Consider the following 26,624-nt stretch of genomic DNA (forward strand, 5'->3'; position numbering starts at 1 on the left):
TCTCGATTATACCAAATCTTCTGGTAAATTCCTTTGTTTTTCTGTACATTCAGCGCCAGAAAAACTGGAAAAAACTTCTCCAGCACATTCAGTGCATCAAAACTGTATACATTTTGTATAGGTTTTGTTTATATTTAATTCAGGACATACGTCCAAATAAAAAAAACAAAAAATGAGGAGTGGAAAAATGAGAAAGATTTTTTCAGTAGTAGCAGCAATGGTTTTATTATTGGCATTTGGAGCAGGTGCTTCTGCAGCAGAGAATGACGCAATGGTCAGAATCGTTCACGCTTCTCCTGATGCTCCTGCAGTTGATGTTGTTGTCGACGGCAAAACAGTTGTTGAAGGTGCTGAGTTTAAAGCAGCTACCGACTACATGATGCTTCCTGCAGGCGACCACAAGGTTGAAATCTTTGCAGCCGGTACAGTTGCTGACGGCGAACCTGTCATCTCAGCAGATTTGACAGTTGAAGCCGGTAAAGCTTATACAGCAGCAGCAATCAACACACTTGATTCTCTTGAACTAAAAGTTCTTAACGACGATTTGAATGTAACTGAAGGAAAATCAAAAGTGCGCGTTGCCCACTTTTCACCTGATGCACCTGCAGTTGATGTAGCTGTTAAAGGCGGAGATGTCCTTTTCCCTGGAGCTGAATTTAAAGGTGTAACAGATTACTTGGAAGTAGACCCTGGATCATATGATCTTGAAGTCAGAGGCGCTGGAACAGAAGATGTAGTACTTGACCTTGCAGGCACTGAACTTAAGGCTAATATGTCTTACACGGTCATTGCAGTTGGACTTGCCGGCGGAGAGCCTGCTCTTGAAGCACTTGTTCTTGCTGATCCGGCAATGATGCCTTCTGAAATGCCGAAAACAGGAATGGGCGGCACATCTGAAACTGAAACAAACTACTTGCCAGTTGCAGCAGCAGCTATCCTTGGATTAGGTGCTTTGATGGCATATGGAATCAAGAAAAAAGCAAGCAGCCATTAAATCGGCAGCCCTGATTCTCCTATTGGCCGGATGTGCACAGACTGGCGAAAACGCCTCACCGGATAAAAAAGAAACGCGTACAGAACAAGCCTCTGCCGTCTCCGTTTCAGCTGAGACTTCAGGGGCAAAGCCTAAACCCGTTCAGCAAAAACAACCCGAAGGAATCAACCCAAGCCGAATTTCTATTCCGTCCCTTAATATCAGTGCAGGCGTCGAATCTGCCGGCCTGAGTGAAGACGGGATAATGGAGCTGCCTTCAAGTGACTCGCTCACTGCATGGTACGAAAACGGCGCGATGCCAGGCGAGCAGGGAAACGCTGTTATTGCAGGGCATGTGGATAACAAAACAGGCCCGTCGGTGTTTTTTAATCTCAAAGAAATCAGCGCTGGAGATGAAATCATCGTCTTCGGAGAAAATGGCGAAGCCCTGACATTTGTTGTACAGGAAATCAATTCGTACCCGTATGATGATGCTCCTCTTCCCGCTATATTCGGGTTCAGTCAGCAGAGAAAGCTGAACCTGATTACATGCACAGGCGAATTTGACCGGAAGAAAAAGACGCATTTGGAGAGGCTGGTTGTGACCGGGGTTTTAAAAGAAGAAAGCTAGACTCATGGACTTGCAGAATTGAAGTCTGTTTGAAAACCCCGAACCTCGGTTCGGGGTTTCTCTGTATTTTAGAATCATTTGCGGCTATACTACACAAATGCTGCCACTTTTTTTCATGTCTTCACGTCATTTGTGGTAGCACTATCCAGAGTGCTGCCACTTTTTCTCGTGTGCTTACTTCATTTGTGGCGCCATTACCCCGAGTGCTGCCACTTTTTCTCGTGTGTTTACTTCATTTGTGGCGCCATTACCCCGAGTGCTGCCGCTTTTCTTCATGTCTTCACGTCATTTGTGGCACCACTATCCAGAGTGCTGCCACTTTTTCTCGTGTGTTTACTTCATTTGTGGCGCCATTAGCCCGAGTGCTGCCGCTTTTCTTCATGTCTTCACGTCATTTGTGGCACCACTATCCAGAGTCCTGCCGCTTTTTCTCGTGAGTTTACCTCATTTGTGGCGCTATTACCCCGAGTGCTGCCACTTTTTCTCGTGTGCTTACTTCATTTGTTGCACCATTACCCCGAGTGCTGCCGCTTTTCTTCATGTCTTCACGTACTTTGTGGCACCACTATCCAGAGTGCTGCCACTTTTTCTCGTGTGCTTACTTCATTTGTGGCGCCATTACCCCGAGTGCTGCCGCTTTTTCTCGTGAGTTTACCTCATTTGTGGCACCATTACCCCAAGTGCTGCCACTTTTCTTCATGTCTCCCCTTCGTTTGTGGCTCCACTACCTTTTCTGTCCGTTCTTTTTGTTCAAATCTATTTTCAAAATGAACAAGTGTCGTGAAAAACATTGAAATTTATACCCTTCCTTTTATTCTGCAGCCAGAAACCTCCTTGCAGACTTAAAAACCAGCAAGGTAAAAAAGATCATGCAAGCAGTGCCGATAAGGGCCAGTGAAACACCCGGGAAGGACATAAAAGTGAAGATAACACTTCCGGCAACAACCAGATAAAGAAAACCAAGCATCTTTTTCACATGTGCTTCAGGGAATTTTTTAAGCTGCATGGAACCGGCCGGCGTTCCAATCATAGCACCTATAATGAGAAGCGCGCCGTGTGTGTAATCCAGTTCCGCTCCGCTGAAAAAATATGAGCCTATTCCTGACAGGACAATAACGGATGCTGCGGCAATGCTGGTTCCAATCGCCTTATTCAGTTCCATTTCTCTAACATTTTTTAATAGAGGAGTCATAACAAATCCTCCGCTGACTCCCATTAATGAAGAAACAGCACCGGTAAGAAGGCCGATCAATGGAATTGATCCCTTTTTTTGCTTCTTTACCTCTTTCTCCCTCCGTAAAAATTGATACGAAAACCATCCTAAAATTCCGATATAAGCAAGTGAAATGACAGCCGAGGCTGAATGAACCTCCTCAAGCAAGCGGACTGCAGGAGCAGTGGAAACTGCCCCAATCATGCCGAACAGTCCAAGCCTTGCCGCTAAAGAGACATGTATATGTTTAAGACGGAAATGCGTAATCGTTCCAGTTATCGTTGAACCCAATGTAAGCATGAGAGACAAAATGACGGCTTGACTCGGGTCATACCCAAGGATCAACAGCACCGGGGTAAGAATAATTCCTCCCCCAATACCGAAAAATCCGGACATGATGCCAATTGCCGCTCCCCCTGCGAGAAATAAAATGGTTTCCATTTCACGTCACAACCTTTCTCTTTCATTGTATCTCTCTCTTATTTATAATAGAAATAAATAAATACAATGAAGTTCATTACGTTTTATAATTAACGGAGGGTGTCATGCAGCTAGACTGGATTCGAACCTATGTAACGCTTGTACAGCTTCGCCACTTCACAAAGACAAGTGAATTCCTTAATCTGTCACAGCCTACAATCAGTATTCACCTTAAAAAACTGGAAGACTTTCTTGGAACAAGTTTAATAAAAAGATCGGCACCAAACAGGCCCTTTGAATTAACGGATGCGGGAAAGCACGTTTTTGAAGAAGGGAAAAAAATGCTTGAGATCAGCATGACCATCGAGCGGATAAAAGAGAAAAACAACGAGGTTTTATTAAAACTTGGAGCAACCCATACAGTAAGCGACGTCCTGCTTCCTGATTTTGTTGAAAAAATCAAGACTATCTATCCCCATGTGCGCCTTCAGCTCACCATCAAAAATCATGAACAGATTGTTGAAGGACTTAAGCAGCACAAGCTCGACCTTGCGCTTGTTGAAGGAAAACGCGGACTTGAGCCATTTAAAGTGAACGTAATAAGCAGGGATGAACTGCGTTTTTATGCCAGTCATCACATTTCAATCAGCACTTCTCCCCTCCTCCTCAGAGAGAAAGGGTCGGGTACAAGAGAATACGCTGATCAATTTCTTCTGTCTGAGAGAATCGATCCTGTTGAAGTTATTGAGGCAGGCAGCCACTATCTCATTAAACAGCTTGCAGTAAGAGGGCTCGGTGCGGCGTTTCTGTCCCATTCTATGGTCAAAGATGAAGTTGAAAACGGAAAACTCGTTCCTCTTGAATCTCATGTTGTATACCGGCCGTTTTATGCTGTTCATGATGAAATAGCTGCAGCTCCTTTCATAGAAGAACTGCTTCCCTTGCTTCTATATGCATAATTGGTTTATGAAGACGAAAAAAAACCACCAGAACCGGAGAATGACACCTCCGGCTGCTGATGGTTTTCATCACTCTAAAGCACTTTTCTGCAAGAGCTTCCTTACTGAAAAAGCCCTGAAAATTTACCATATCCCTCTTTTTCGAGGTCTTCCTTTGGGACAAATCTGAGAGCTGCTGAATTAATGCAGTATCTTAAGCCGTCTGGACCCGGACCGTCGTTAAACACATGGCCTAAATGAGAATCCGCAGATTTGCTTCTTACTTCTGTACGGATCATAAAGTGAGAGAAATCCTTTTTCTCGACAATTTCATAATCTGACAGCGGACGTGTAAAGCTCGGCCAGCCGCAGCCTGCATCGTATTTGTCTGTTGAACTGAAAAGAGGTTTTCCAGAGACGATGTCAACGTAGATGCCGTCTTGTTCGTTGTCGTAGTATTCATTTTGAAACGGGCGCTCCGTTCCGTTGTTCTGAGTGACTTCGTACTGGATCGGCGTCAGTTTTTCTTTCAGGCTGCTTTTATCCCAGTGTTCTTTAATATACGCGTCGCGGCCTGAGCCTTTGCGGTACTGATTATAGCGAACCGGGCTTTTTTGGTAATAGTCCTGGTGGTACTCCTCTGCCGCGTAAAACGTTTTTGCCGGCAGAATTTCAGTCACAATCGGCTTTTTGAAGCGGCCGCTATCTGCAAGTTTTTGTTTTGATTCTTCGGCAAGCTGCTGCTGCCTTTCATTATGGAAGAAAATAGCTGTGCGGTAGGAATCCCCGCGATCAAAGAATTGGCCTCCAGCGTCTGTCGGATCAATTTGCTGCCAGAATAATTCAAGCAGGCGCTCATACGGAAAGATGTCAGGATTAAATGTAATCTGCACAGCTTCATAATGGCCTGTCGTTTCACTGCAGACTTCTTCATAAGTTGGGTTTTCTTTGTGGCCTCCAGTATAGCCGGAAACGACTTTTTCAATGCCGGGCAGCTCGTCAAACGGCTGCACCATGCACCAGAAGCAGCCTCCTGCAAAGGTAGCAAGTTCAAATGTTTTTTCAGTCATCCTGTTTCCTCCTTCTGCACTGTTCTGTGACTTCACCGGCCGCGCAGTCAGAGCTGCTTTCAGGACCGGGTTTGTCCGTTATTTAGCTTTATTATATCATTTCCATTCCATAATCCCAGAATTCTGCTCTCTGGTCCGGGTTTTCCTTGACAAGACAGACACGTTTCTTTACATTAAAATTATTTAAGCAGATGAACAGTCTGATTTCAGCTGTTCTCCACCCGGAGGTTTTGTAGTGAAAAAACGCGAAGATAAAATGTATGAATTAGAGTCGCTCATGAGAAGCATTTTCCGCCAGCTGCGGAATGAGATAAACGTTGTCCTCGGAAGCGTCCTTTCAAGGAATGAATTTATCATCTTAAAATCACTGAAAGAAAACGGACCCCTGAATGCGTCGAATCTTGCAAAAGAGCTGGACGTCTCCGCAAGCCATATTACTGCCGTAACAGATTCCCTGCTGTCTAAAGAACTGATTACGCGCAAACGCTCTCCCAGCGACCGAAGAATTACATTAATCGATTTGACCGATGCAGGTCAAACCGTCCTGCACGAGCTTGAAAAGAAGAAAACGGAGTACTTCTCCGAAAGATTCGACTGCTTCTCTGATGAGGAGCTTCAAAACCTTATCCTGCTGTTTGGAAAGCTCGACCGGACAAAATCATGATACATAGTCCTGCCTCCTTCTGGAAAAAATAAATCCATCGACAGAAGGAGGTCCTTTTATGACTGCACCATACTTATGCCCGAACTGCAAGACAAACCGCACCCGCTTTAACCTAATTGAACAGACGCCAAAGTCTGTCAAGCTGGATCCCCAGACAGGCGATGTCATTCAGGAATTTTCTCAGGAAGCCCTCGATCCGTTTCATCTCGCATATAAAGGGCCTCATTATAAAGTCCAATGCGGCGTGTGCGGACTGATTGAAGATGAACTGACGTTTGTAAAGCTTGCAGAATTAAACCAGAAATAAAAAAACGCTTATTTCTAAGCGTTTTTTTCGTGGTACGGCTTCGTTATGTTCAATCCCGGTCCCAAGCGGCTATTTTCCGTTCTTTTTAATAAATGTCAGCAATGCCTCTGATACTTTATCAGGCTCCTCTAACATTCCCATGTGCCCGCTGTTTTCAAGAAGGACTTCTGTTATATGGTCCCCCCTATGCAAAAAGGTTTTTTCAGCGGGTACAATCTGATCTTTTTTGCCGGCAATCAGCAGGACAGGCAAGTCTTGATTATGAAGGACCTTTTGCCTGTCCGGACGGTTTTTCATCGCGTGCAGCGCGCCTGCTGCCCCTGTTTCAGGTGTTTTATATCCAATCTGCCTCACTGTCTCCATTTCAGCATGGAATGAGTCCATGTTTTCTTCGGCAAACAGCTTTGGCACTAAGTCATTAATAAAGCCTTTCATTCCTTCTTGTTCAATTCTCGCAATGCCTTTTTCCCGGCCAGCTTTCCCGTTTTCATCATCCGGGAGCGCCGTTGAATGCAATAGCCCGTAAGAATGGAGCATGTGCGGATATTTTTCAGCAAATGCAAGGGCAATATATCCTCCAAGCGAGTGTCCGATCATTGTGACTTTCTCAATTTCAAGGACGTCAAACAATGTGGCCAGATCATCCGCCATTGATGTGATGCTGTATTCATCTTTCACTGTGCTTGAATGACCGTGTCCTCTTAAGTCACAAGCGATGACTCTGTAGTTCTCAGAGATGTCCGGTATGATTTTGTTAAAATATCCCCTGCTTCCGCAAAACCCGTGAAGCAGCACGATGCAATGGCCCTCGCCATCATCTGAATAAGATAAAGATACGTCTCCGATATTCTGTTCATAATTTGCCATATGATCTACCTCCGGATTTAGACATCAAACCTATATTTTCCCTTCTTGGATTCATTTAAAACTACATTCACATCACTTTTTTGTGACAATCACCCATCTCCTTTCATATGTTAATGACGAATGAATAGATGGGAGTGCGCGCTAATGAACGAACCGAATAAGTATGCCGAAAAAGCGATGATGTATGACCTGCTTGCCTGCTACTATAAATATACAGACCCGCAGAAGCATGTCATGTATTATCAAAAACACTTGAACGCCATGCAGAAATGGATGTACAGCATGCAATATCAGGCAGCCTCGAGAGTTCCGCAGGGGGGCCAGCTTGAGCCTGGCATGTCACGTGTAAGAGTCATCCATGCTTCACCTGATGCCCCGGCAGTTGATATTTATGTAAATGGGAAACTGACCCTCCAAAATGTAAAGTATAAGGAAATCAGCGACTACTTGAAGCTGCCGACCGGCCAGTACCGCGTGGATGTCTACCAGGCAGGAACGACGAACGGCCCTGTACTGAGTGAAATGTATATGCTTCTTCCAGGCATCACGTATACGATCGCTGCCGCCGGAAACTTGAATTCCATCAGGCTGCTTCCGTTTGTGGATAAAACGTTTGTGCCTGCAGGAGAAGCAAGCGTGAAATTTGTCCATCTTTCACCTGATGCACCTGCTGTTGATATTGCGGTTAAAAACGGGGATATACTCTTTAGTAATGTTCAGTTTACACAGGCAACCAAAAACGTGAAAGTTCCTCAGGGAAAATACGATCTTGAAGTGCGTGTTGCCGGCACAGACAATGTCGTGCTGACGGTTCCAAAAGTACAGCTTAAAAATGATACCGCCTACACGATTTTTGCCGTTGGCTTTGCTAATGGTACACCTGAGCTCGAAGCACTTGCTGCAATTGGATAAAAATGTTTAACGTCATGTAAAGATGATAAGCCAATGTAAAAAGCATGTTCAATTTCTGTAAAATCTCTATTTTTCCTCCCGGAATCGATTATGATGAGGTTGACCAGCAGGAATGCAGGTTAAAAAACTCATTCAGACAGGTTACAAGGGAGGAAAAAGAAAATGAAGAAAGACATGCTGTTAAAAGTTGGGGCTTCTTTATTGGCTATCTCATTAATGACTGCTTGTAACGACACAGAAACGGATGCACCTGAGGAAGACAACATGGAAGAAACAGAAGGCACCGAAGAGGAAACAACTACTGAAAAGGGTACTGAAGAGGGTACTGAAGAAGAAACAACTGAAGAAGCACCAGAGGAAGAAGAAGGCGCTGAAGAAGAAGAAGGCGCTGAAGAAGAAGAAGGTCAATAATTTTACCATAAGCAAAAAGGAGGCTCACAGCCTCCTCTTTGTCCGTTAATTATTTTTCTGCGCTTTCTTTTTTTCATCTTTCAAATGCAGAGAATAAACCGAAGCACTTAGAAAAACGGCACAGTACGATACGTTCATAAATACTTCATTGTACTTTTCTTCTGCATAGGCAAAGTACGCCATTCCCCCAAAATACAAAGAAATCATCAGCCCCGCTGCGCTGATCATCAAAAAAAGATCCTTCAACCCTTTCACCTCTTATCCTCTTTTATCTCCTGGTCAATAATTTTGGCCTGTTCGTTTTCATAGGCCACTGTATAGGAAGCTTTTAACATCTGTTCCGAAGGCTTTCCGCCCGTTTTTGGCTGTACAGTAATGTCTGCATGCACGATGATTTCCTCACCGGATTTTTCTGTTGTGATTGTCTCAATTGACATAGATGAAAAACGGTTAAACTGCTCTTTGAATGCTTCATAGGTCAATTCTGTCTGCAGTTCGCTTCCAAGCAGAGAATAGGCCGTAACATAGTCGTGGAAGTCAAGACTCTCTATGTAATAGCTGACCAGATAATCGGCCGTTTCTGACTTTTTATTTTCACTCATTTCTCCTGAATCGTCAAGACCTGTATATGCAGGCAATGACTTCATCGGATTTTGCGCCCATGTTTTGGCAATAGGCAGTATATCCTCAATCGGTATGCTGAAGCCAATTTCCCCGTCTTCCATTCTCGCAGAGTTCATGCCGACGACCTGTCCGGTTTTTCGCTCAATAAGAGGCCCCCCGCTGTTTCCCGGTGCAATAGGTGCAGATATTTGATGTACGCCTTTGTACGTATACGGAGGAAGATCAAAATCTCTGTTTGTTCCGCTGATAATACCTGTTGTCACCGTGTTTTGAAACCCTAAAGGACTTCCAAGAGCCAGAATTTCCTGTCCAAGTTCAGCATCGAATTCTTCTGCGATCCGGACCGGCTCCTGCCCTTTAAGCCCCTCCACTCTTACTAATGCAACATCTGTTTCAGTGCTGATGCCAATGACTTTCCCGTCGTAGCCTTTCGCATCCGTCGTTCTCACTTTAACTTCGTCTGTTCCGGCAACCACATGCGCATTTGTGAGAATGTCGCCTTCCATGTTGAAAAGAAATCCTGACCCAACTGTTCCATCTGCAAGCTCAACCATTACTGTTTTTTTCTGCGTTTCCCTGATAATCTCCTTTAAATCAAGCTGCATTTCTTCCTTTTTTGATTCACGGAGAATAGAAGGCTCAGAAAAGATGTTTTCTGCAGCGTCACTTTTAATTTGAACATATCCTGCTGCCCCTGCTGAAAAGATAAGGAGTGACAGCGAAATGCTGATAATCCAATTCTTTTTCATATACGTCCCTTTCTTATTGGTGCTTAGTGACCGTGTTTTTGCCTGCATGCCATGTCATGCGTTCAATGGCAAACGAAACCTCTTGTTTCACTCCATATGAGATATGTGAGTATTCAGCTTCTTCACCAGGCTTAAGTTCATTTGGAAATACATTTGTTTTTCCTTTTTCAATAAGTGTTCCCTCTTCATTCTTTACAGTAAAATAAATCGTGATGGACTGGACGGGAGCACCTGAAATGTTTTTGACTTTCCCGGTTATATGAGCATCGCCGAATTCGTCTTCTTCCACAGCGGGATTCGACGTTTTCAGGACTTTGTCTGTCCGTTCCTTCTCTTCATTTGCTGCCATGGCTATCTGCTTCAGCCTGTTCTGTTCAGCCTGTTCAAAATGGGTCCGCTCTGATAGAATCTTCTCCTTTAAGGAAAGAAGTTTTTCGTTGTCCCCATCATACTGCAGGGCTTTATCAACAGACACAATGGCTGCATTAAATTGCTTTTCTTCAAGATCTTCTTCTGCAGCTGATGAACCGATCAGAACCATTTTGGCCTTTATCTGTTCTTTCACTTTACCTGCTTCCGCTGCATCTAAAACAGTCACTTCTTTGAGCTTTTCAGAAAGCTCCTCAATCGTGTTAAGCGTTTCTATTTCTTTTTTCACTTCGGCCACTGTCACATTTCTGTCTGCCTGTTCAAGCTCAGCTTTAAGTTTCGCATACAGAGGCGATGAATGTCCGCTGAACGTTTTAGACAGTACGGCTATTTGCTTTGCCGCCTGATCCAGATTTCCTTTTTGGATATGGGCATTGATCTGATCCAGGTCTTCTTTATCCTGAAGAACACCAAGAAGCAGTTCTTTTTCCTGTTCCAGAATCCGGTAGTCTTCTCTAAGGGCAAGTCCTTTATCTGCAAAATCAAGTGCTTTCTCATACTCTCCTGCAAGGGCTGTATCTTCCGCTTTTTGCTGATAGGAGATCACTTTATCATTAATCGAAGCCTCATGCTTATCCGCTGCCGTCAGAAGCATCCATACAAGACCGATGCTTGCAGCTGGAAGAATAATCAGGGCACGCTTGGATATCCGGTAATGCTTCCATTCCTGCTCATTCATAAATACTTTTTTTCCGCAAAATTGACAATAATTCGAAAGGGGATCTATTTCTTTTTCACCACAATAATGACACTCCATGTCCGGCCTCCTTTTCTGAGTACAGACGCCTTATTTCGACTCAATCTCTATTAAGTATACATGGTTCGCTATTTTCGCTCTACTTTCATTCGTGCCGCGAAGCTTCATGATGGCAGGCCTATTTTACTAATAATCAGGTTTATAAGACAGCTTCTTGCGTCTGCATTCTATCTATTACTGATACACCTGATCACTGTTCAGCTTGACCGGTGTCAATTGACTCATTTTTTAAAAATAAAAAGCACCGTATCTGTTTTAAGATACAGTGCTACTTTTCGAAGTCCGCCGGCACAAAAAGCTTGAACCGGATATCATCATTTTTCAGATTGAATGATTCTGCCTTAGCCTTGAGATTGTTTTTAAGCTTCAATTCGGTAATCTGAACGGTAACACTTTCCTTTTTTGGATCAATGTATACATACTCGGGCAGCGGATATGTCTTTTTAATATAGCTCATAACATACGGCACAGGAATCGGCAGCCTGCCGATTGACAGACGTTCAACCTTTAACAGCAGGTTCCCGTTCTCATTCACCTGAGGCTCAAATGAGAGCGTCAAATCAACATCTTTTCCAAAAGCCTTTACCGAACCATACAGGTTTACCTTATCTTCAAGCAGAACCTTGTAATTCAGTTCCTCTGCTTTAGCTTCTTTCACCAGATAATAGTTAATCAGCCGGTTCAGGTCGTTCTTTGAAGAACTGACGGTAAGAGGAATCGTATCCCCTGCTTTGAAATCTGCTGTTTCTGTTTTCGGCTGTTCTGCGGGCAAAAACGGAGATACGGCCAAAAACAGCAGAAATACCAGATTTAATGTGAGCAGTACGATAAATGCGAGTTTCCATTTTCCCATTGATATCATCCAATCCTATTCGTTCTGTTCAGACAAGCTTGTATAAACTCTGTCTGCAATTAATGAATACCCTGTTTCACTGGGGTGAAACTCGTCTACATACAGCAATTTGCCATAAGATCTGGTTGCAAACAAATCTTCTGTCGGAACAAATATAGCATTTCCGTCAGCCATAATCATCCTGTTTGACGCCTGATTCCATTCCTCGACAATCGTATCAATCTCGCTCAGTTCAGGGAGCATGAATTTAAATGGATTGTAGAGTCCTGTATAAACAATAACGGCATCAGGATTTGCGCTGCGGATCGTATTTAAAATTTTCTTAAACCGCTTCTCAAAACGCGGCTGTTCCTCTCTGTACGGCTCAAGCTGAAGATCCATAATATGATTGCGGGTAACTTTCATGATATCATTTCCGCCGATTGTCATCAAAATGATGTCCGCTTCTCTCAGCTTTTCAATCACGTCCCGTTTGCCCAGTACTTTTAATAAGTCATTCGTTTTGTGTCCCCTGACGCCGAAGTTGGATACATCTACTGAGGAAACCTCTTCCTCAAGCTGCAGAAGGTCGCTGACATCCCCTACATATCCACCATTGTTGTCAGCGTCCCCGACTCCTGCTGTCAGTGAGTCTCCTACTGCAACCACGTTTAAATTGCTTTCAATAAAGTCAGAGGGGATAGGTTTTTTCGTATAAGGGTCCTCCGCTGCTTCAGGTTTCATAGCCATATTAGCAGGCTTTGCAGAAAAAACGTCACATCCGGCAAGCATGAGACATAATCCTGTAAGAGCTAAAAACGATTTCCGCATGTTGTTATCCCCCTTTCCTCGTTCTTTTAGCCTATGATTATACCATGCTTTTGCTTACAGTTACAGCGCAGAAATCTGTACAATGTACTCTGTAAATTAAAAATACCCGCATTTAGCGGGCATCAGTCATGAATTTTCTTGGCATCCCCGATGATTTCTTCATACGGCACATTCTCAACGCCGTCATAGTCCTTCATCACTTTGCCGTTTTGGTCTACTAGATAAAAAAGCGTTCCATGTATCACCTGATCTTGTCCTTCAGGCTTCTGAACAATTGTTTTAAAGCTGTTTTTCGCAAAAGCGTCTATGTCGCTCTGTTTATATCCGGTAAGGAAATCCCAGTTATCTAATGACAGCGGATACCTTCCTGCATATTCCTTCAGTTTTTCAGGGGTGTCCACTTCAGGATCAACACTGAAAGAAACAAACCTTACGTCATCAAGGCCCTCCGCTTTCAGCTGCTTCTGAAGCTCTGTCATATGGGCAGTCATTGGAGGACAAACGGTGTCGCAGCTTGTAAAAATAAAATTTGCCACCCAGACGTCACCCTTCAGATCACTCAGTCCAACTTTTTCCCCGTCCTGATTTGTATAGGAGAAATCTTCAATTTCATAATTGAGCGCCCCCTTAATGCCTCCGGTTCCGCACCCGGTTAAGAGAGTAAGAGATACTATAAGCCACAGCCATTTTTTCATCACGGGTTCACCTTTCCTTATCTTTCAATAAGGGTAGTGTATCAAAACATGCCTGGCATGAAAAGGATTTCATTTCTTTCTCATAATCTTTTGAAAATCAGACACAAATGCCCCGTAATCAAATTTGACGGCAATTCTGTGCACAGGGTAGTCCGCGAGCGTTTTATACGGCCTGAAATCTGCAATGCTCTGGCCTCTGGCATACTCTGATTCTACAATTACTTTCACAGGCTTTTCTACATAAGTAATCTTTTCTTCCCTGACTGCGCCCCAGAATGCAAGAAGATCGTGAAGCGGGCCGCCTTGAATTTCCGGGTTGTTTTTTTTATAAAAATTCGTATAGTAATCAATCATAGGCTTCAAAATCTGGCCAAATTGATTATCGGTCTCTTTGTAGAATTGATCCAGTTCCTGAATAATCTCATCCGGAATGATGGCGTAATTTGTGACATTCAGCGGAAAAATGGAGACCTTATTCGCAAGGGTCAAAACAAGATTGGCTGCCGCAGGATCGCCGTAGAAGTTTGCTTCTGCAACGGGTGTTACATTGCCGGGGTACAAAAAGGCGCCGCCCATGATAAAGATATCCTTAACCCTTCCGACGATGTTCGGAAAAAGAACGAACGCCGTTGCGAGCGACGTAAGACGCCCTACATTTACGATTGTGACATTATAGTCAAATTGAATGATCAATGAGCGGATCATCTCAAAATTTTCAAAATTGCCATCCGGGAAATCGCCTTCGGGCACAATGGGTCCTAGCCCTTGTTCGCCGTGGATTTCCGGATAGTAGACAGGTATTTCTCCAGTAAGGGGCCTTGCTGCGCCTCCAATAAGGGGAATGTTCTCCGTTTTTGACAGCTTCGCCAAGTATTGCGCTGTTTTTAAAGCCGTCTGCTTGGAAACGTTCCCGTAGTCTGCCACAATGCCGATGATATCAGTATCGTCATCAAAATAACTGAACATCAGCGCCGTGATGTCATCCACTCCAAAATCGCCAAAAAACAGCACCTTCTTTGATCCCATCTCTTTCCCCCCTTTTCTTACTGTATGAGAAGAAATTCAATATTTGTTCAAAAGTTTGGAAGGACTGCCTCATCTGTAATGTGTTAGAGTAAAGGTAATCAAGCAAAGCAGGTGACCGAAATGAAAAAGAAAATCCCAGTCATCATGACCGCTTTTCTCTCATGTTCTCTTATTCTCTCAGGCTGTCAGGAATCTGCCGGCAAGGAAACCCATGAAGACCACAGCAGTCATTCAACGTTTAAAAACAATGGAGACATCCGCGAGGAAACCCCTTCAGCGGAAATTCTCCCCGGATTTTTGGATAAGCAGCCAGACGAAATCAAAACTCTATATGCAGCGGCAGCCAGACATGAAGATCTGCTGAGCTATATGCCTTGCTACTGCGGCTGCGGCGAATCCGCCGGGCATAAAGATAACGGGGACTGCTTTATCAATGAACGGAAAGAAGACGGCACCATTGTCTGGGACGACCACGGCACAAAATGCGGAGTATGCCTGGAGATTGCCGCTAAAGCCATTATCGAACGCGAAAAAGGCACCTCTGTAAAAGAAGTGCGTCAAATGATTGATGAGCAGTATAAGGAAGGGTATGCAGAACCTACGGATACTAAACTGCCGGGAGTATAAGCAGAGGCAGCTCATTTGTGAGACAGCACCCGGGAATAGTGATATTCCCGGGTCTTTTTATAGAAGAGGCTGCGGAGGCTAGTTTGGAGGACCGTAAGAATTCATTGTTGAGCCTGAACCGGACAGAAAACCAGAGTGCTCATCCTGTTTAGAATCCTCCGGAAGAGTCATTCCGGATTTTCTGCTGAAATAAATGGCAATAGCCGACAGGATTAAAACCGGGGACAGAATCATCAGCCAAAGCATAGTTGTTTCACCTTCTTTCTATAGGTTAGTACTAATACGGATGAACCGAAAATAAGTTTCAGAATATTCGATAAGACGCATGATTGCTCATGCGCCTTTTTTTATCTATTCAGCATAGTACATAAATCCGATAGCTCCGGGACCGGTGTGCGTTGAGATGACCGGGGTAGTGTAATGGACATCAATCGGATAATCTGCATTCATCTCATGCAGGGCATTTTTTAAATTGGTCGCAAGTGTCAGAGAATCCGCGTGGACGATTCCGACAGCTTTAACCGTTTTGTTTTTTACATCCTCTGCAAATTGTTTTGCAAGATACTTAACAATTTGTGAGTGGCTGCGCACTTTTGTGACCGGTGTGTATACACCGTCTGCCAGTGAGGCAATCGGCTTGATGTTGAGCAGGGATCCAATCATGGCTTTTCCTCTGCCGATACGGCCCCCTTTTACAAGGTTCTCAAGCGTGTCAACCGTTACAAACAGACTTGTATTGCGGCGGATTTCATCCACCCTCTCAAGAATTTCTTCTTTAGAAGCTCCATCCTGTGCCATTTTAGCAGCTTCAATGACCTGGAAGCTTAGCGCTCTTGAAATGAACATAGAATCAACAACGGTCACATCTGCATCCGTCATTCCGGCTGCACTGTCTGCAGAACGGACAGTCCCGCTCATGCCGCCTGTCATGTGAATGGAGATGATGCTGCTTCCGTCAGATGCCAGCTTGTCGTACATCTCCACAAACTTTCCTGCAGGCGGCTGCGAGCTTTTTGGGAGCTCGTCCGCTTTTTTCATCTTTTCAATAAATTCAGCGGGCTGAATATCTACACGGTCAAGGTACGATTTTCCATCTATCACAATCGTCAGCGGAACAACGTTAATCTCATATTTCTCAAGAATGTCCTGACTCAAATCTCCGGTTGAATCAGTCACAATTTTCACTTTTGTCAACGGTATCACTTCCCTATTATTCTTGCTACCTTGTATTATACATTCAAATAAAGATGTTTCAATCGAAATCGCATACAAACTTATGGAAACTGCCAATTTTGCAGGCATCAGACTTTTTTCTGTACACAAAAGACTGTTTTTTCATCATACCAGTCTTTGTTTTTTCTGACAAATATCTGTATAAAATAAGATCGTGCGCGATCTTGCTTACCATCCCAAATCGTTTTTCGGTTTGCGAGGGTATGATTCCCGGTGTTACTTACCCTCCCACATCGTTTTTCGGTTTGCGAGGGTACGATTCACGGCGTTACTTACCCTCCGACATCGTTTTTCGGTTTGCAAGGGTACGATTCTCGACCTTGCTTATCCTCACACATCGTTTTTCGGTTTGCGGGGGTACGATTCACGCCTTTGCTTACCCTCTCAGATCGTTTCTCGGTTTGCGAGGGTACGATTCGGGCCTTTGCTTACCCTCCCAGATCGTTTTTCGGTTTGTAAGGGTACGATTCACGCCTTTGCTTACCCTCCCAGATCGTTTCTCGGTTTGCGAGGGTACGATTCGCGGCCTTGCTTACCCTCCCAGATCGTTTTTTCGGTTTGCGAGGGTACGATTCACACCTTTGCTTACCCTCTCAGATCGTTTCTCGGTTTGCGAGGGTACGATTCGCGGCCTTGCTCACCCTCCCACATCGTTTTTCGGTTTGCGGGGGTAAGATTCGCGGCCTTGCTTACCCTCCCACATCGTTTTTCGGTTTGCGGGGGTAAGATTCGCGGCCTTGCTTACCCTCCCACATCGTTTTTCGGTTTGCGGGGGTACGATTCGCGGCCTTGCTTACCCTCCCAGATCGTTTGTCGGTTTGCGAGGGTACGATTCCTGGCGTTGCTTACCCTCACACATCGTTTCTCAGTCTCGCGGGGCGCATGAATTAAAAAACACAGCCAAAATGAAAGAGCGCATGCCCCGGGCATGCGCTCTTGTACTATGCATTATGCTTTAGTGTGACTGGCTGATAGATTGCTTCATAATCGGTCCATTTGACGGTTCTTTTTAAGTACTCTTTAAATGAGTAAACAGCGTTTGGTTTCGGTTTTGCAGTGATCTTTCTGAGGAACGACTGCAGACGGCTTTGAACGAGAAATCGGTATTGATTATCTTCCTCCAATACTGGAATATCTGTGATCTTTACCTTATGTCCATTTAACAGCTTGAACTCTAGGCTTTTGAATAACAAGTTATCAATCCTCTTTTTCACCCGTTTCTTATATTATACCCCAACAGCTTTAAGAAATCTGTCTAATTGTGTCAGGAAGAATGAAATTTTTCAGATGAAAAGATGGAACAGGCTGCTGTCTTTTTTCACTTCTGTGTATGGGAATCCTTTGCGGTTCATTCTTTCGATCAGGCCGCTGTAATCTTCCCTTTTTTTCAGTTCAATCCCTACAAAGGCAGGGCCGCTGTCACGGTTGTTTTTCTTTGTATATTCAAATCTTGAAATGTCATCATCCGGGCCGAGCACTTCATCCAGAAATTCTCTGAGTGCGCCTGCTCGCTGAGGGAAGTTGACAATAAAGTAATGCTGCAGGCCTTCGTACATGAGTGACCGCTCTTTCATCTCCTGCATCCGTCCAATGTCGTTGTTCCCTCCGCTTACGATGCAGACAATGTTTTTCCCTTTTATCTGGTCGCGGTAAAAATCCAGGGCGGCAATCGGCAAGGCTCCGGCAGGCTCTGCCACGATCGCATTTTCATTGTAGAGGCTGAGAATGGTCGTGCACACTTTCCCTTCCGGAACAAGTACCGTGTCATCTACAACGGACCTGCAGATGGAAAAATTGGTGTCCCCAACTCTTTTTACTGCTGCTCCGTCTACAAATTTATCAATTTTATCAAGCTCAACCACTTTGCCGGCTGAAATGGATTCCGCATATGACGGAGCTCCTTCCGGCTCAACTCCAATGACCTTCGTTCCTGGGGAAACCTGCTTAAAATAACTGCCGACGCCTGAAATCAGGCCGCCGCCCCCGATGCTTGCAAACACATAGTCCATCTCAGCATCAGCGTCATTTAAAATTTCAAGGGCAATCGTCCCCTGGCCTGCTATCACGTCGAGATCGTCAAACGGATGGATGAAGGATCTGCCTTCGGCCTCGCTGCACTCTCTCGCTTTTTTGTAAGCATCATCAAACGTGTCGCCTGTGAGAATGATTTCAATATGCCCGCGGCCAAAAAGCTCAACTTGTGAAACCTTCTGCCTCGGGGTGGTTGAAGGCATATAGATTTTGCCGTGAATGTTCAGCTGTTTGCAGGAATAGGCAACGCCCTGTGCATGATTCCCGGCGCTTGCACAAACAATACCGTTAGCCGTTTCCTGTTCAGACAGCTGCTTGATCTTGTTGTATGCCCCTCTTAATTTGAATGATCGGACAATCTGAAGGTCTTCTCTTTTCAAATAAACGCTGCATTCATATTTTTCAGAAAGACGCTCGTCTTTTTGGAGAGGCGTGTGGACGATTACATCCTTTAACAAATGGTGCGCCTTTAGGATGTCAGCCACATGAAGTGAGGGTTCAAGATTCATCATTTGTTTCATTCGGAAAATCCTTTCTGCAACTAGAGTTTAATTGAAACATTATATCATGAATATTCAAAATTAAAAGTTATTATTAAAAAATTCACACAATTATTTAACAATGGAGGTTTTATGATGGAGTTTGAATTAAAATCACCAGGCAGCGCCATTCCCTGCCTGGTCACAGCAGACGCAGATAACGGACGGTATATGATCAGGAAAGAGGATACGAGCGGAGAAGTGTTTAACTCCGTGCAAGAACTCAAAGAGTGGATCAGGCTGAACTGGACGGAATCTCAATTTGAAAATCCGAAGCAGTTTACATACATGCTTGAAAATCTTAAAGCGATGGAGCAATAGCTTGCATTTTTATTAATATTCTGTAAAGATGTTTTTATTGGTTCCATTTAGTTGCATTTGGGTGTTATAATGAAACCAATTAGAACATTCAAGGAGCAAACATATGACACTTGAAAAATTGATTGGGGAACACCCGCTGTTTATTGAAAAAAAATCACTTGCAAAAAAAATGGCTGCAAATGATCTGCCCGTCATGCTGGAAGGCCCCGTAGGAAGCGGCAAACAAACATTTGCACACGCGATTCATCTGGCTTCTGAGAGATCTGCCCGCCCTTTCGCTTCTGTTAACTGCAGTACATATTCTGAAGCTGCTCTTTATGAGGAACTTTTCGGCTCAGATCAAAGGAGCGGTCTGATCGAATCTGCAGATGGAGGAACTGTTTTCCTTCATGAAATCTCAGGTTTAAGCCTGGACCTTCAGGCTCAGCTTCTGAGAGTTCTTCAGACGAAGCAAACAAAAAGAACAGGTTCTTCAACGTCTGTCCCGTCAGACGTCCGGATCATTGTCTCTTCTTCTCAGGATTTAAAAGCTCTTGTAGAAAATGGAACTCTTCGTCAGGATTTTTATTATCATGTAAATGTACTAAGACTGACGCTTCCTCCATTAAGTGAGCGAAAGACAGACATCCCGCTTCTCTCTGCCTTTTTTATAAAGGAAAGAGGGCATGAGCTGCGCATTGATAAGACGGTCAGTGAAATTCTTTCAGGGTATCCATGGCCCGGCAATATTCTTGAACTCAGAAACACGATGGACTACTTGCTTACGGTTTGCGACGGCAGATCCATTCAGCTGCATGACCTCCCGAAGGATCCCTTCCTTTCAAAGGAGACGGTGAGCAAAAAAGAACCTAAAAAAACAAAAGATAAGCCCTTGACGATGATGGATAAACAGGAATACCTGTTCATCCTCGAGTCGATCCGGGATTCAAATGAAGACGGGGACCCTGCCAGCAGGAGAACCATTTCCGACAGCAGCAAACAGACAAAAAACCCGCTGACACCCCAGCAGGTCAGGCACAGACTGGATTTTCTCGAAAGAAATGAGTATGTGACAAAGGGCCGCGGACGTGCAGGAACTAAAATAACGCTTGAAGGCCTTGATTTCCTGCAGTCATTGAGCCAGAATCTTGAAACGATTCAAAAGGAGGCAGCTAAAGATGGAATACTCGATTAAAGAAGAAATTGCAAATGCGATCACACATGGAATCGGCGTGCTTCTAAGCATCCCGGCTCTCGTTTACCTGATAATCTATGCCGCTAAATACGGAGATGCATGGCACATTGTCAGCTTTTCCATTTTTGGGGCAACGATGATTCTGCTTTACTTGTTCTCAACACTTCTCCATGCCATTCCGCACAGAAAGGCAAAGGACGTTTTTGAGATACTGGATCACTCGGCCATCTATCTGCTGATTGCCGGAACGTATACTCCGTTTCTCCTTGTTCCGCTTCGGGGAGCGCTTGGATTTACGCTGCTCGGCATTGTATGGGGTCTCGCGATTGCTGGCATTGTGCTGAAGATCTTTTTTGTAAAGCGATTTATCATCCTTTCAACACTTGCCTACATTCTGATGGGCTGGCTCATTATCATTGCGATTAAGCCTTTATATGCCTATTTAAGCCCTGAAGGGTTCGGACTGCTGCTTGCGGGCGGTCTGCTCTATACAATCGGCGCTGTCTTCTACGTCTGGAGGAAGATTCCCTACCACCATGCAATCTGGCACGGATTTGTTCTTGCAGGCAGTGCGGCTATGTTTTTCTGCGTACTCTTTTATGTAACGGATGTGCCATTTATTTAAAAATAGAAACAAAAAACACTCAGGAGGGATTCCTGAGTGTTTTTGCGATGGTCTGCCTTAATTCTTCAGCCGTAGTCTTTAAATCCCGGCCTGTATACTCCTCTGCCTGGACCGGCTTGCAGACAATGACTTTGACTTGAGACGGCTTAAATCTCCATCCGCCCTGTTTTTCCATAATGTCATACGTACCGTCAATCGCAACCGGCACAATCGGAACCCCCGCTCCTGCAGCCATACGGAGAGCACCTGTCTTAAATTCGGCCAGATCGTCCCCTTTGCTTCTTGTTCCCTCCGGAAAAATAATCAGGGAGTGGCCCTCTTTCAGTTTTTCGCTTCCTTCTTTCAAAGACAGCAGAGCCTGGCGTTTATTTTTGCGGTCAACAAAAATGCAGTTCATGACTTCCATCCATTTTGGAAGAAGGGGCAGTTTTTTCACTTCTGTTTTCGAGAGAAATCCTGCCGGTTTTTTAAGCGAACTCATTAAAACCGGTATATCAAAATTGCTTTGATGATTGCTCACAATGAGTACAGGACCGTCCGGCATGTTATGTTCCCCTTCTAGCGTCACCTTGGAACCTGAAGACCTGATTAACGATGCTGCCCAGTTTTTAGGGAGTGTGTGTGCCGCTTCGTCTCTTTTTTCGACGGAAAGACGAGGGTCAAGCTTTTTCACACGGCTGAGTTCCGGCAGGCTGCAGATTAAATAGCCAATTCCGTACAAAACCGTCACTAACATTCTAATCATGTGATTGTTCCTCCTGATGTCCCGATAAGAAGCCTCCCTATTAGACGGGAGGCTTTTTTCATTTACTATTTTTCATAAACAATAAATTCATAATCATACGGGTTCTTCTCGTCTTTCGGCCCTTTTTCACGGCTGATGACACGGTAGTTTTCTTCTTTGAATTCCGGAAAAAATGTATCTCCTTCAAAGGTATCATGAATCTTCGTTATATACAGCCTGTCTGCAAGATGCAGGCACTCTTTGAAGATTTCTGCTCCGCCGATGATAAACAGATTCTTCTCTTTAAGTGACTGATCATCAAGCACTTCACCCAGCTCATGAATAACCTTTGTGCCTTCCTGAGAGTAATGCTTGTTCCGTGTAAGAATAATATTTTCTCTGCCTGGCAGAGGCTTTCCAATCGATTCAAAGGTTTTCCGACCCATCAGGACCGGATGTCCGAGCGTCACCTTTTTAAAGTAGGCCAGATCTGCGGGGATTCGCCAAGGCAGATCATTGTTGCGTCCGATGAGATGATTTTCATCCATTGCGACAATCATCGAAATCATACGCTGACAGCCCCTTTAATGTGCGGATGAGGATCATAGCCCTGGAGTGTGAAATCTTCAAATGAAAAATCAAAGATCGATTTCACGTCCGGATTGAGCTTCATTTTCGGAAGCTTTCTGACATCGCGCGTCAGCTGCAGGTCGACCTGCTCCAGGTGATTTTTATAAATGTGAACATCTCCGAAGGTATGAACAAATTCACCCGGTTCCAGGTCCGTCACATGGGCCACCATCATCGTCAGCAGCGCGTATGAGGCAATGTTGAACGGAACGCCGAGAAAGACATCAGCTGACCGCTGATAAAGCTGGCATGACAGCTTTCCGTCGTTTACATAAAACTGAAAAAAACAATGGCATGGCGGCAGTGCCATCTTATCGACATCTGCCGGGTTCCAGGCGCTCACGATCAGCCGTCTTGAATCAGGGTTGTTTTTAATCTGATCAATCAGTTTTGCGATCTGATCCACCGTTTCACCATTTGCACCCTCCCACGAACGCCATTGCCTTCCGTATACAGGGCCAAGCTCGCCGTTTTCATCAGCCCACTCGTTCCAGATGCGCACTCCGTTGTCCTGAAGATACTTTACGTTCGTATCTCCTCTCAAAAACCAGATCAGTTCGTGAATAATCGATTTTAAGTGAAGCTTTTTCGTTGTCAGAAGAGGGAATCCTTCGCTTAGGTCGAATCTCATTTGGTAACCGAACGTACTGATCGTTCCGGTGCCTGTCCGGTCTTCCTTTACTGTCCCATTTAAAAGAACATGCTTGCATAAATCCAAATACTGCTTCATTTAAAGACACTTCCTTCGTATTTCATCTAGTGATAATTGTATCGGAAGTCCGCCCCGTTTTCTACCGTTGATTTATAAAGATTCGCGATAAACTGATAAGAAAGCGGCGCCATTTCCTTCAGCTTTATTCTTGTCTCCCTGCTGTAATAATACATCGCAAAGATTTCTGCAAAATACTCTTCCGGAAATCGTTTGAAATAGGTCTGGTCTGAAAACAGCATGCCGGCTTCTTTTTTCCATATATTCAAATAAAGCGGATTGCTTCTGACCCGGGAAAAAACGTTGAGATCTGCAGCATGAGCAAATTCGTGCAGCTCAAGGGACACCGATCCGTGACCCATACCGTATTCACTCATGCCGATTTTCACGTATACTCTGTTATCCTCTGTCATGCCCGGAACGCTTTCCCAGCCTGCTTTTTCACTCCGCCCCTTTGGCGTTAATCCATCCAGATGCTTAAGCCCTTTTTCTTCCGTCAATTTTCCTTCAAACAGCTTAATGACGACACCCTGATCTTTTGCAGCTTTAAGAATGGCAGGATGGATTTGATGAAGGTTTTTCAGCATCTTTTCTGCTTCCTGCTCCTCTATGCTTTGTTCCGGCAAATAAACCATTTCGTTCAGCGGGGAGTCTGCAGGTATCGCTGTTGTTTCCTGAATGAGAGGATGTTCTTTCAGAAGCTGACCGGAGGGGATACTTACGGACGTATAGAAATAAAAGGCAAAAGCTGCTGTAATGGCAAGGCTTGCCAGGATAAGATTTCGTTTCATCACATATGTATACCTCCTTCACTCGTTCTATATACTTATGAAAATAGTAACATACTGAAAAGACCCAGCCCATATACTCTGTCCTGTCACTTTTACGGCGATTCCGCCATAAGATGGAAATTATCATGGAAATTAGGTGATCTTGATGAGGATGCTAATAAAGCGGAACATTCCATACAGAGAAAGGCAGCAGCTGACAGAAGAAGTCATTGAAGTTATGACGCTAAAGAGCTACATGGTCCTTGACGGCCTTACTTCAATCGGATTGATTGCGCTGTTTTCAATGCTTTTTATGGGATAGAAAAACAAAATAAAAAAGCCGCACGAATGCAGCTTTTTCACTTTGAAAATTATAAGCCAGTGCTGTTGCTGTGGCTTGATTTTTTGCGGAAGTAGTTAAGAGCGAATGTACCTGCAAACATCACAAGGATGACGATGAAGAATACAGAGTGCTCAATGTGAATGTGCGCTACAGCCAGACCCATTTTAACTGCAATCAGAGCAATAAGAATGTAGGCAGTTGTTTCAAGCTCAGGCACTTTGTCAATCAATTTGAGGAATACGCCGGCAACTCCGCGCATCATAAGTACCCCAAAAATTCCTCCAAGAAGAAGAACCCATACTTCTTCGCTGACGCCGAATGCTGCAAGGACGCTGTCTACAGAGAACGCGATATCCATTAATTCTACTGCAACAACTGTACCCCAGAACGTACCGAAAAGACGGATAAGCAGGCCGTTTTTGTTGATGCCGCCGTGCTCTTCATCACCTTCGGCATTTTCTTTTCGTTTATCCATGAAATATTTAATTGCAAGCCATGCAAGATAGGCTGCACCTAATATTTTTACCCACCACAGTTTAATCAGGAATACCCCGACGCCAATAGCGATGAAGCGGAAGACGTATGCTCCAAGTAAACCGTAAAATAACGCTTTTTTGCGCTGCTTTTCAGGCAAATGTCTTACCATAACAGCCAGTACCAGCGCATTATCTGCTGATAAAAGACCTTCGAGAATAATCAGTGTTCCAATCAGTCCCCATGAAACCGGATCTGTAAGTACCTTAACCCACATATCCCAATCAAAAAAAAGTGCGTATGTTTCAAGCATGCCTTCCAAAATTGCCATTTGCCATTTCCTCCTAAACTTCACATTAACTTTTTCATTATACTGAAAAATAGATTGCTTGTTAAGTATTTTCACCTTTCTTCATGAAAAAGACACTTTTAAGCAGCCTGCCCAACTTAATACGATTGAGCCCGGAAAAGGTTTCAAAAAAAAATATGCACCATAGAGGTGCACAATTTTTATACTGTAGCTTTTGCATCGCGGCCATCCGCTATATCCCTTGCTCTGTGCGCCATTCTGCTTGCTGCGGCAGCGGCAAGTGCAGCCACAAGATCATCGAGAAAGGTATTGACGCGGTTTCCGCCATGTTCATCAAGCGCTTTTATAATGCCGAACTTTTCTTTGTCCAGATATCCGAAATTGGTCAAGCCTATGGAGCCGTACACATTCACGATGGAAAGCGGAATGATTTCATCGATGCCGTAGAGCGGTTCGTCTGTTTCAACAAGATGCTGAAGCGGCTGCGGAAGCAGGTTCTGCTCCGCGAGCTGATCAAGCGCAAGCCCAGTCAGGACGGCATGGACAATTTCCCGCTTGTTCAGAACTCTTTCTACGTTTTCTACACAATCTTCAAGTGTAATGTCAGGGATATATTTCTTCTGCAGCGTCATGACAATCTCTGCGATATCCGTCAGCGCTACTCCCCTGTCATACAGCATTTCTTTTGTTGTTTTCACCATTTCATCAATCGTGTATTTGCCCACTAGACATTGCACCCCTTTAATGTGTCATCCAGTTTGGAGGCATATTCTGATTCCAGTAGATGCTTCCAAGTTCGTGATGCTTCTGAAAAGAATCATGGTGCGTGTGGTAATGAAAGTTAAACCAGTAACCCTGTTTTGGCGGGTGGTCACGGCGAACATGAAATCTTAAGATATCTTCACCGGTTTCTTTGTTATATAGGTGAAAGATTTTTTCGCCCTTCCCGTCAGCAGGCTTTTTAGAAATAACTAGATCCCTGATGTCCTCATCCGAATAGTCTTCCGCATACTCCCTGATGGCTTCTTCCATTTTAGGAAGAATGATCTGCCTGAATTCATCTTCAATTTTAGTGCCGATTTTGTCTCCGAATTTCTCAAAAGACTGAATTTCTGCCGCTTCTAAAAAGGAGGAAATGTGTTCTTCTTTAGACGGGGCTTTCCAGTAAGCGGTTTCATCCTCAAATAAATGTTTTTGCGGAACGTTTAAATTAACAGCAGAATCTTCAGATGAGCGGTTTTCAACTGTCAGGGCTGCAGGAGGCGCAACCATTCCGAAGGTTGCAATTGTAAATAAGATGACAAGCGTTTTACGCATCCATTTGTTCATCATGCCGTGTCTTCCTCCAAGTCTTCCTATAATACTATTATTCTATCATAAATAAATTCTTTATTTATAGAATTTTTTTGCAAAAGCGACCTTCTAATGGTTTTAAATCGGGATGAAAACGTTTAAACTAAAGGGGAAGCTGGAAATAAAAACCTAGAGTGTTTGGAGTGAATCAGAATGGAATCCGTCTTTATTATTGCATCATTCGTGACACTGGCTTATTTTATTTTCACTGAAATTACAGATTGAAAAAAGCTCATGGCTGCTGCCATGAGCTTTTTCGTTTTAACGCTTTTGCTTTTTGGATGCAGAAGATTGTTTTCTTCCTGCCTCAGAAGCCGTTGTTCCCTGTCCTTGTGTTTCAGGTGAACCAAGCTGAGATTTCGATGGATCGCTTTTATGTTTTGACATTGGATGAGCACCTCCTCATCCTATT

34 protein-coding genes are annotated in these 26,624 nt (G+C 44.2%); 12 read left to right on the forward strand and 22 right to left on the reverse strand.

Going from position 1 to position 26,624, the window contains the following annotated elements; translation table 11 throughout:
- The first annotated feature begins 187 nt into the window (after positions 1-187).
- Together ACK1LH_RS12070 and ACK1LH_RS12075 are read left to right on the forward strand one after the other, a co-directional pair.
- Positions 188-994 (forward strand): DUF4397 domain-containing protein, encoded by an 807-nt coding sequence (locus tag ACK1LH_RS12070; RefSeq protein ID WP_203287551.1) that lies wholly within the window; start codon positions 188-190, stop codon positions 992-994.
- Positions 963-1,604, forward strand: a complete 642-nt coding sequence (locus ACK1LH_RS12075; RefSeq protein WP_411333170.1) for a class F sortase — start codon at positions 963-965, stop codon at positions 1,602-1,604. The genes ACK1LH_RS12070 and ACK1LH_RS12075 overlap by 32 nt, the downstream gene beginning before the upstream one ends.
- A gap of 811 nt (positions 1,605-2,415) precedes the next feature.
- Here ACK1LH_RS12075 and ACK1LH_RS12080 read toward each other — a convergent pair.
- Positions 2,416-3,258: a sulfite exporter TauE/SafE family protein gene (locus tag ACK1LH_RS12080; protein ID WP_411333172.1), complete on the reverse strand. Its 843-nt coding sequence runs from the start codon at positions 3,256-3,258 to the stop codon at positions 2,416-2,418.
- A gap of 104 nt (positions 3,259-3,362) precedes the next feature.
- On the opposite strand from ACK1LH_RS12080, the gene ACK1LH_RS12085 reads away from it, so the two are divergent.
- Positions 3,363-4,196 carry a LysR family transcriptional regulator gene (locus ACK1LH_RS12085; RefSeq protein WP_282034091.1) on the forward strand — a complete coding sequence of 278 codons (834 nt, stop codon included), beginning with the start codon at positions 3,363-3,365 and terminating at the stop codon, positions 4,194-4,196.
- A gap of 101 nt (positions 4,197-4,297) precedes the next feature.
- Here ACK1LH_RS12085 and msrA read toward each other — a convergent pair whose 3' ends face one another.
- Positions 4,298-5,245 carry a peptide-methionine (S)-S-oxide reductase MsrA gene (gene msrA / locus ACK1LH_RS12090; protein WP_411333174.1) on the reverse strand — a complete coding sequence of 316 codons (948 nt, stop codon included), beginning with the start codon at positions 5,243-5,245 and terminating at the stop codon, positions 4,298-4,300.
- 235 nt (positions 5,246-5,480) lie between these two features.
- Here msrA and ACK1LH_RS12095 point away from each other — a divergent pair, with 235 nt between their 5' ends.
- Both ACK1LH_RS12095 and ACK1LH_RS12100 read left to right on the forward strand, forming a co-directional pair.
- Entirely contained in the window at positions 5,481-5,909 is a 429-nt protein-coding gene (locus tag ACK1LH_RS12095) for a MarR family winged helix-turn-helix transcriptional regulator (protein ID WP_411333176.1), read from the forward strand.
- Between the two features lie 58 nt (positions 5,910-5,967).
- A complete protein-coding gene (locus tag ACK1LH_RS12100; RefSeq protein WP_029280497.1) occupies positions 5,968-6,216 on the forward strand; it encodes a hypothetical protein in 249 nt (82 codons plus the stop codon).
- Between the two features lie 69 nt (positions 6,217-6,285).
- Here the strand turns inward: ACK1LH_RS12100 and ACK1LH_RS12105 are convergent, their stop codons facing one another.
- Complete coding sequence (locus tag ACK1LH_RS12105; RefSeq protein ID WP_282034093.1) at positions 6,286-7,083, reverse strand: alpha/beta fold hydrolase; 798 nt, start codon at positions 7,081-7,083, stop codon at positions 6,286-6,288.
- A 144-nt stretch (positions 7,084-7,227) separates the two neighbouring features.
- On the opposite strand from ACK1LH_RS12105, the gene ACK1LH_RS12110 reads away from it, so the two are divergent.
- Positions 7,228-7,995, forward strand: a complete 768-nt coding sequence (locus ACK1LH_RS12110) for a DUF4397 domain-containing protein (RefSeq protein ID WP_029280494.1) — start codon at positions 7,228-7,230, stop codon at positions 7,993-7,995.
- Positions 7,996-8,157: 162 nt separating this feature from the next.
- A complete protein-coding gene (locus tag ACK1LH_RS12115) occupies positions 8,158-8,406 on the forward strand; it encodes a hypothetical protein (protein ID WP_411333178.1) in 249 nt (82 codons plus the stop codon).
- Between the two features lie 45 nt (positions 8,407-8,451).
- On the opposite strand, the gene ypmT is transcribed toward ACK1LH_RS12115, so the two are convergent.
- From ypmT to ACK1LH_RS12150, 7 genes are all read right to left on the reverse strand, one after another.
- Positions 8,452-8,652, reverse strand: coding sequence for a protein YpmT (gene ypmT / locus ACK1LH_RS12120; protein ID WP_203287554.1), 201 nt, complete (start codon positions 8,650-8,652; stop codon positions 8,452-8,454).
- A gap of 5 nt (positions 8,653-8,657) precedes the next feature.
- Positions 8,658-9,779 carry a S1C family serine protease gene (locus ACK1LH_RS12125; protein ID WP_411333180.1) on the reverse strand — a complete coding sequence of 374 codons (1,122 nt, stop codon included), beginning with the start codon at positions 9,777-9,779 and terminating at the stop codon, positions 8,658-8,660.
- A gap of 13 nt (positions 9,780-9,792) precedes the next feature.
- Positions 9,793-10,965 carry an FxLYD domain-containing protein gene (locus ACK1LH_RS12130; RefSeq protein ID WP_411333182.1) on the reverse strand — a complete coding sequence of 391 codons (1,173 nt, stop codon included), beginning with the start codon at positions 10,963-10,965 and terminating at the stop codon, positions 9,793-9,795.
- Positions 10,966-11,233: 268 nt separating this feature from the next.
- Positions 11,234-11,818 carry a YpmS family protein gene (locus tag ACK1LH_RS12135; protein WP_320156709.1) on the reverse strand — a complete coding sequence of 195 codons (585 nt, stop codon included), beginning with the start codon at positions 11,816-11,818 and terminating at the stop codon, positions 11,234-11,236.
- 15 nt (positions 11,819-11,833) lie between these two features.
- Complete coding sequence (locus ACK1LH_RS12140; protein WP_203287558.1) at positions 11,834-12,628, reverse strand: SGNH/GDSL hydrolase family protein; 795 nt, start codon at positions 12,626-12,628, stop codon at positions 11,834-11,836.
- 122 nt (positions 12,629-12,750) lie between these two features.
- Entirely contained in the window at positions 12,751-13,323 is a 573-nt protein-coding gene (locus tag ACK1LH_RS12145) for an SCO family protein (protein WP_411333184.1), read from the reverse strand.
- A 69-nt stretch (positions 13,324-13,392) separates the two neighbouring features.
- Positions 13,393-14,349 carry a nucleoside hydrolase gene (locus ACK1LH_RS12150; RefSeq protein ID WP_411333186.1) on the reverse strand — a complete coding sequence of 319 codons (957 nt, stop codon included), beginning with the start codon at positions 14,347-14,349 and terminating at the stop codon, positions 13,393-13,395.
- 120 nt (positions 14,350-14,469) lie between these two features.
- Between ACK1LH_RS12150 and ACK1LH_RS12155 the strand changes: the two genes are divergently transcribed.
- The gene (locus ACK1LH_RS12155) at positions 14,470-14,976 is read left to right on the forward strand and encodes a PCYCGC motif-containing (lipo)protein (RefSeq protein ID WP_411333188.1); all 507 of its coding nucleotides are present in this window, start codon (positions 14,470-14,472) and stop codon (positions 14,974-14,976) included.
- 78 nt (positions 14,977-15,054) lie between these two features.
- Here ACK1LH_RS12155 and ACK1LH_RS12160 read toward each other — a convergent pair whose 3' ends face one another.
- The 4 genes from ACK1LH_RS12160 to ilvA all read right to left on the reverse strand — a co-directional run bounded on the left by ACK1LH_RS12160 (position 15,055) and on the right by ilvA (position 18,761).
- Complete coding sequence (locus ACK1LH_RS12160) at positions 15,055-15,222, reverse strand: hypothetical protein (RefSeq protein ID WP_158001624.1); 168 nt, start codon at positions 15,220-15,222, stop codon at positions 15,055-15,057.
- Positions 15,223-15,327: 105 nt separating this feature from the next.
- Entirely contained in the window at positions 15,328-16,170 is an 843-nt protein-coding gene (locus ACK1LH_RS12165; protein ID WP_411333190.1) for a DegV family protein, read from the reverse strand.
- Between the two features lie 980 nt (positions 16,171-17,150).
- Entirely contained in the window at positions 17,151-17,402 is a 252-nt protein-coding gene (locus ACK1LH_RS12170) for a DUF2535 family protein (RefSeq protein WP_029565979.1), read from the reverse strand.
- Positions 17,403-17,492: 90 nt separating this feature from the next.
- Positions 17,493-18,761 (reverse strand): threonine ammonia-lyase IlvA, encoded by a 1,269-nt coding sequence (gene ilvA, locus ACK1LH_RS12175; protein ID WP_411333192.1) that lies wholly within the window; start codon positions 18,759-18,761, stop codon positions 17,493-17,495.
- Between the two features lie 114 nt (positions 18,762-18,875).
- On the opposite strand from ilvA, the gene ACK1LH_RS12180 reads away from it, so the two are divergent.
- The 3 genes from ACK1LH_RS12180 (at position 18,876) to trhA (ending at position 20,899) form a co-directional block, all read left to right on the forward strand.
- Positions 18,876-19,100 (forward strand): hypothetical protein, encoded by a 225-nt coding sequence (locus ACK1LH_RS12180; protein ID WP_029280471.1) that lies wholly within the window; start codon positions 18,876-18,878, stop codon positions 19,098-19,100.
- 103 nt (positions 19,101-19,203) lie between these two features.
- A complete protein-coding gene (locus tag ACK1LH_RS12185; protein ID WP_029565981.1) occupies positions 19,204-20,274 on the forward strand; it encodes a sigma 54-interacting transcriptional regulator in 1,071 nt (356 codons plus the stop codon).
- The gene (gene trhA, locus ACK1LH_RS12190; protein ID WP_029280469.1) at positions 20,258-20,899 is read left to right on the forward strand and encodes a PAQR family membrane homeostasis protein TrhA; all 642 of its coding nucleotides are present in this window, start codon (positions 20,258-20,260) and stop codon (positions 20,897-20,899) included. Before ACK1LH_RS12185 ends, trhA begins: the two co-directional genes overlap by 17 nt.
- 19 nt (positions 20,900-20,918) lie before the next feature.
- Here trhA and ACK1LH_RS12195 read toward each other — a convergent pair whose 3' ends face one another.
- From ACK1LH_RS12195 to ACK1LH_RS12210, 4 genes are all read right to left on the reverse strand, one after another.
- Complete coding sequence (locus ACK1LH_RS12195) at positions 20,919-21,644, reverse strand: lysophospholipid acyltransferase family protein (RefSeq protein WP_029565982.1); 726 nt, start codon at positions 21,642-21,644, stop codon at positions 20,919-20,921.
- A gap of 65 nt (positions 21,645-21,709) precedes the next feature.
- Positions 21,710-22,192, reverse strand: a complete 483-nt coding sequence (locus ACK1LH_RS12200) for a dihydrofolate reductase (protein ID WP_411333195.1) — start codon at positions 22,190-22,192, stop codon at positions 21,710-21,712.
- Complete coding sequence (locus ACK1LH_RS12205; protein WP_411333197.1) at positions 22,189-22,983, reverse strand: thymidylate synthase; 795 nt, start codon at positions 22,981-22,983, stop codon at positions 22,189-22,191. The genes ACK1LH_RS12200 and ACK1LH_RS12205 overlap by 4 nt, the downstream gene beginning before the upstream one ends.
- A 26-nt stretch (positions 22,984-23,009) precedes the next feature.
- Positions 23,010-23,753 (reverse strand): anthrax toxin lethal factor-related metalloendopeptidase, encoded by a 744-nt coding sequence (locus tag ACK1LH_RS12210; RefSeq protein ID WP_328286781.1) that lies wholly within the window; start codon positions 23,751-23,753, stop codon positions 23,010-23,012.
- Positions 23,754-23,898: 145 nt separating this feature from the next.
- Here ACK1LH_RS12210 and ACK1LH_RS12215 point away from each other — a divergent pair, with 145 nt between their 5' ends.
- Complete coding sequence (locus ACK1LH_RS12215; RefSeq protein WP_158001626.1) at positions 23,899-24,054, forward strand: hypothetical protein; 156 nt, start codon at positions 23,899-23,901, stop codon at positions 24,052-24,054.
- A gap of 49 nt (positions 24,055-24,103) precedes the next feature.
- On the opposite strand, the gene ACK1LH_RS12220 is transcribed toward ACK1LH_RS12215, so the two are convergent.
- The 4 genes from ACK1LH_RS12220 to ACK1LH_RS12235 form a co-directional block, all read right to left on the reverse strand.
- A complete protein-coding gene (locus tag ACK1LH_RS12220; RefSeq protein ID WP_029280460.1) occupies positions 24,104-24,880 on the reverse strand; it encodes a TerC family protein in 777 nt (258 codons plus the stop codon).
- Positions 24,881-25,059: 179 nt separating this feature from the next.
- The gene (locus tag ACK1LH_RS12225) at positions 25,060-25,584 is read right to left on the reverse strand and encodes a phosphatidylglycerophosphatase A (RefSeq protein WP_029280458.1); all 525 of its coding nucleotides are present in this window, start codon (positions 25,582-25,584) and stop codon (positions 25,060-25,062) included.
- Between the two features lie 16 nt (positions 25,585-25,600).
- Positions 25,601-26,188, reverse strand: a complete 588-nt coding sequence (locus tag ACK1LH_RS12230; RefSeq protein ID WP_029280456.1) for a YpjP family protein — start codon at positions 26,186-26,188, stop codon at positions 25,601-25,603.
- Between the two features lie 285 nt (positions 26,189-26,473).
- Positions 26,474-26,599: a YuzL family protein gene (locus ACK1LH_RS12235; protein WP_152554731.1), complete on the reverse strand. Its 126-nt coding sequence runs from the start codon at positions 26,597-26,599 to the stop codon at positions 26,474-26,476.
- Between the last annotated feature and the right edge of the window lie 25 nt (positions 26,600-26,624).

Origin of the sequence: Metabacillus indicus, from assembly GCF_046603695.1 — a bacterium.
GTDB lineage: Bacteria > Bacillota > Bacilli > Bacillales > Bacillaceae > Bacillus_P > Bacillus_P indicus.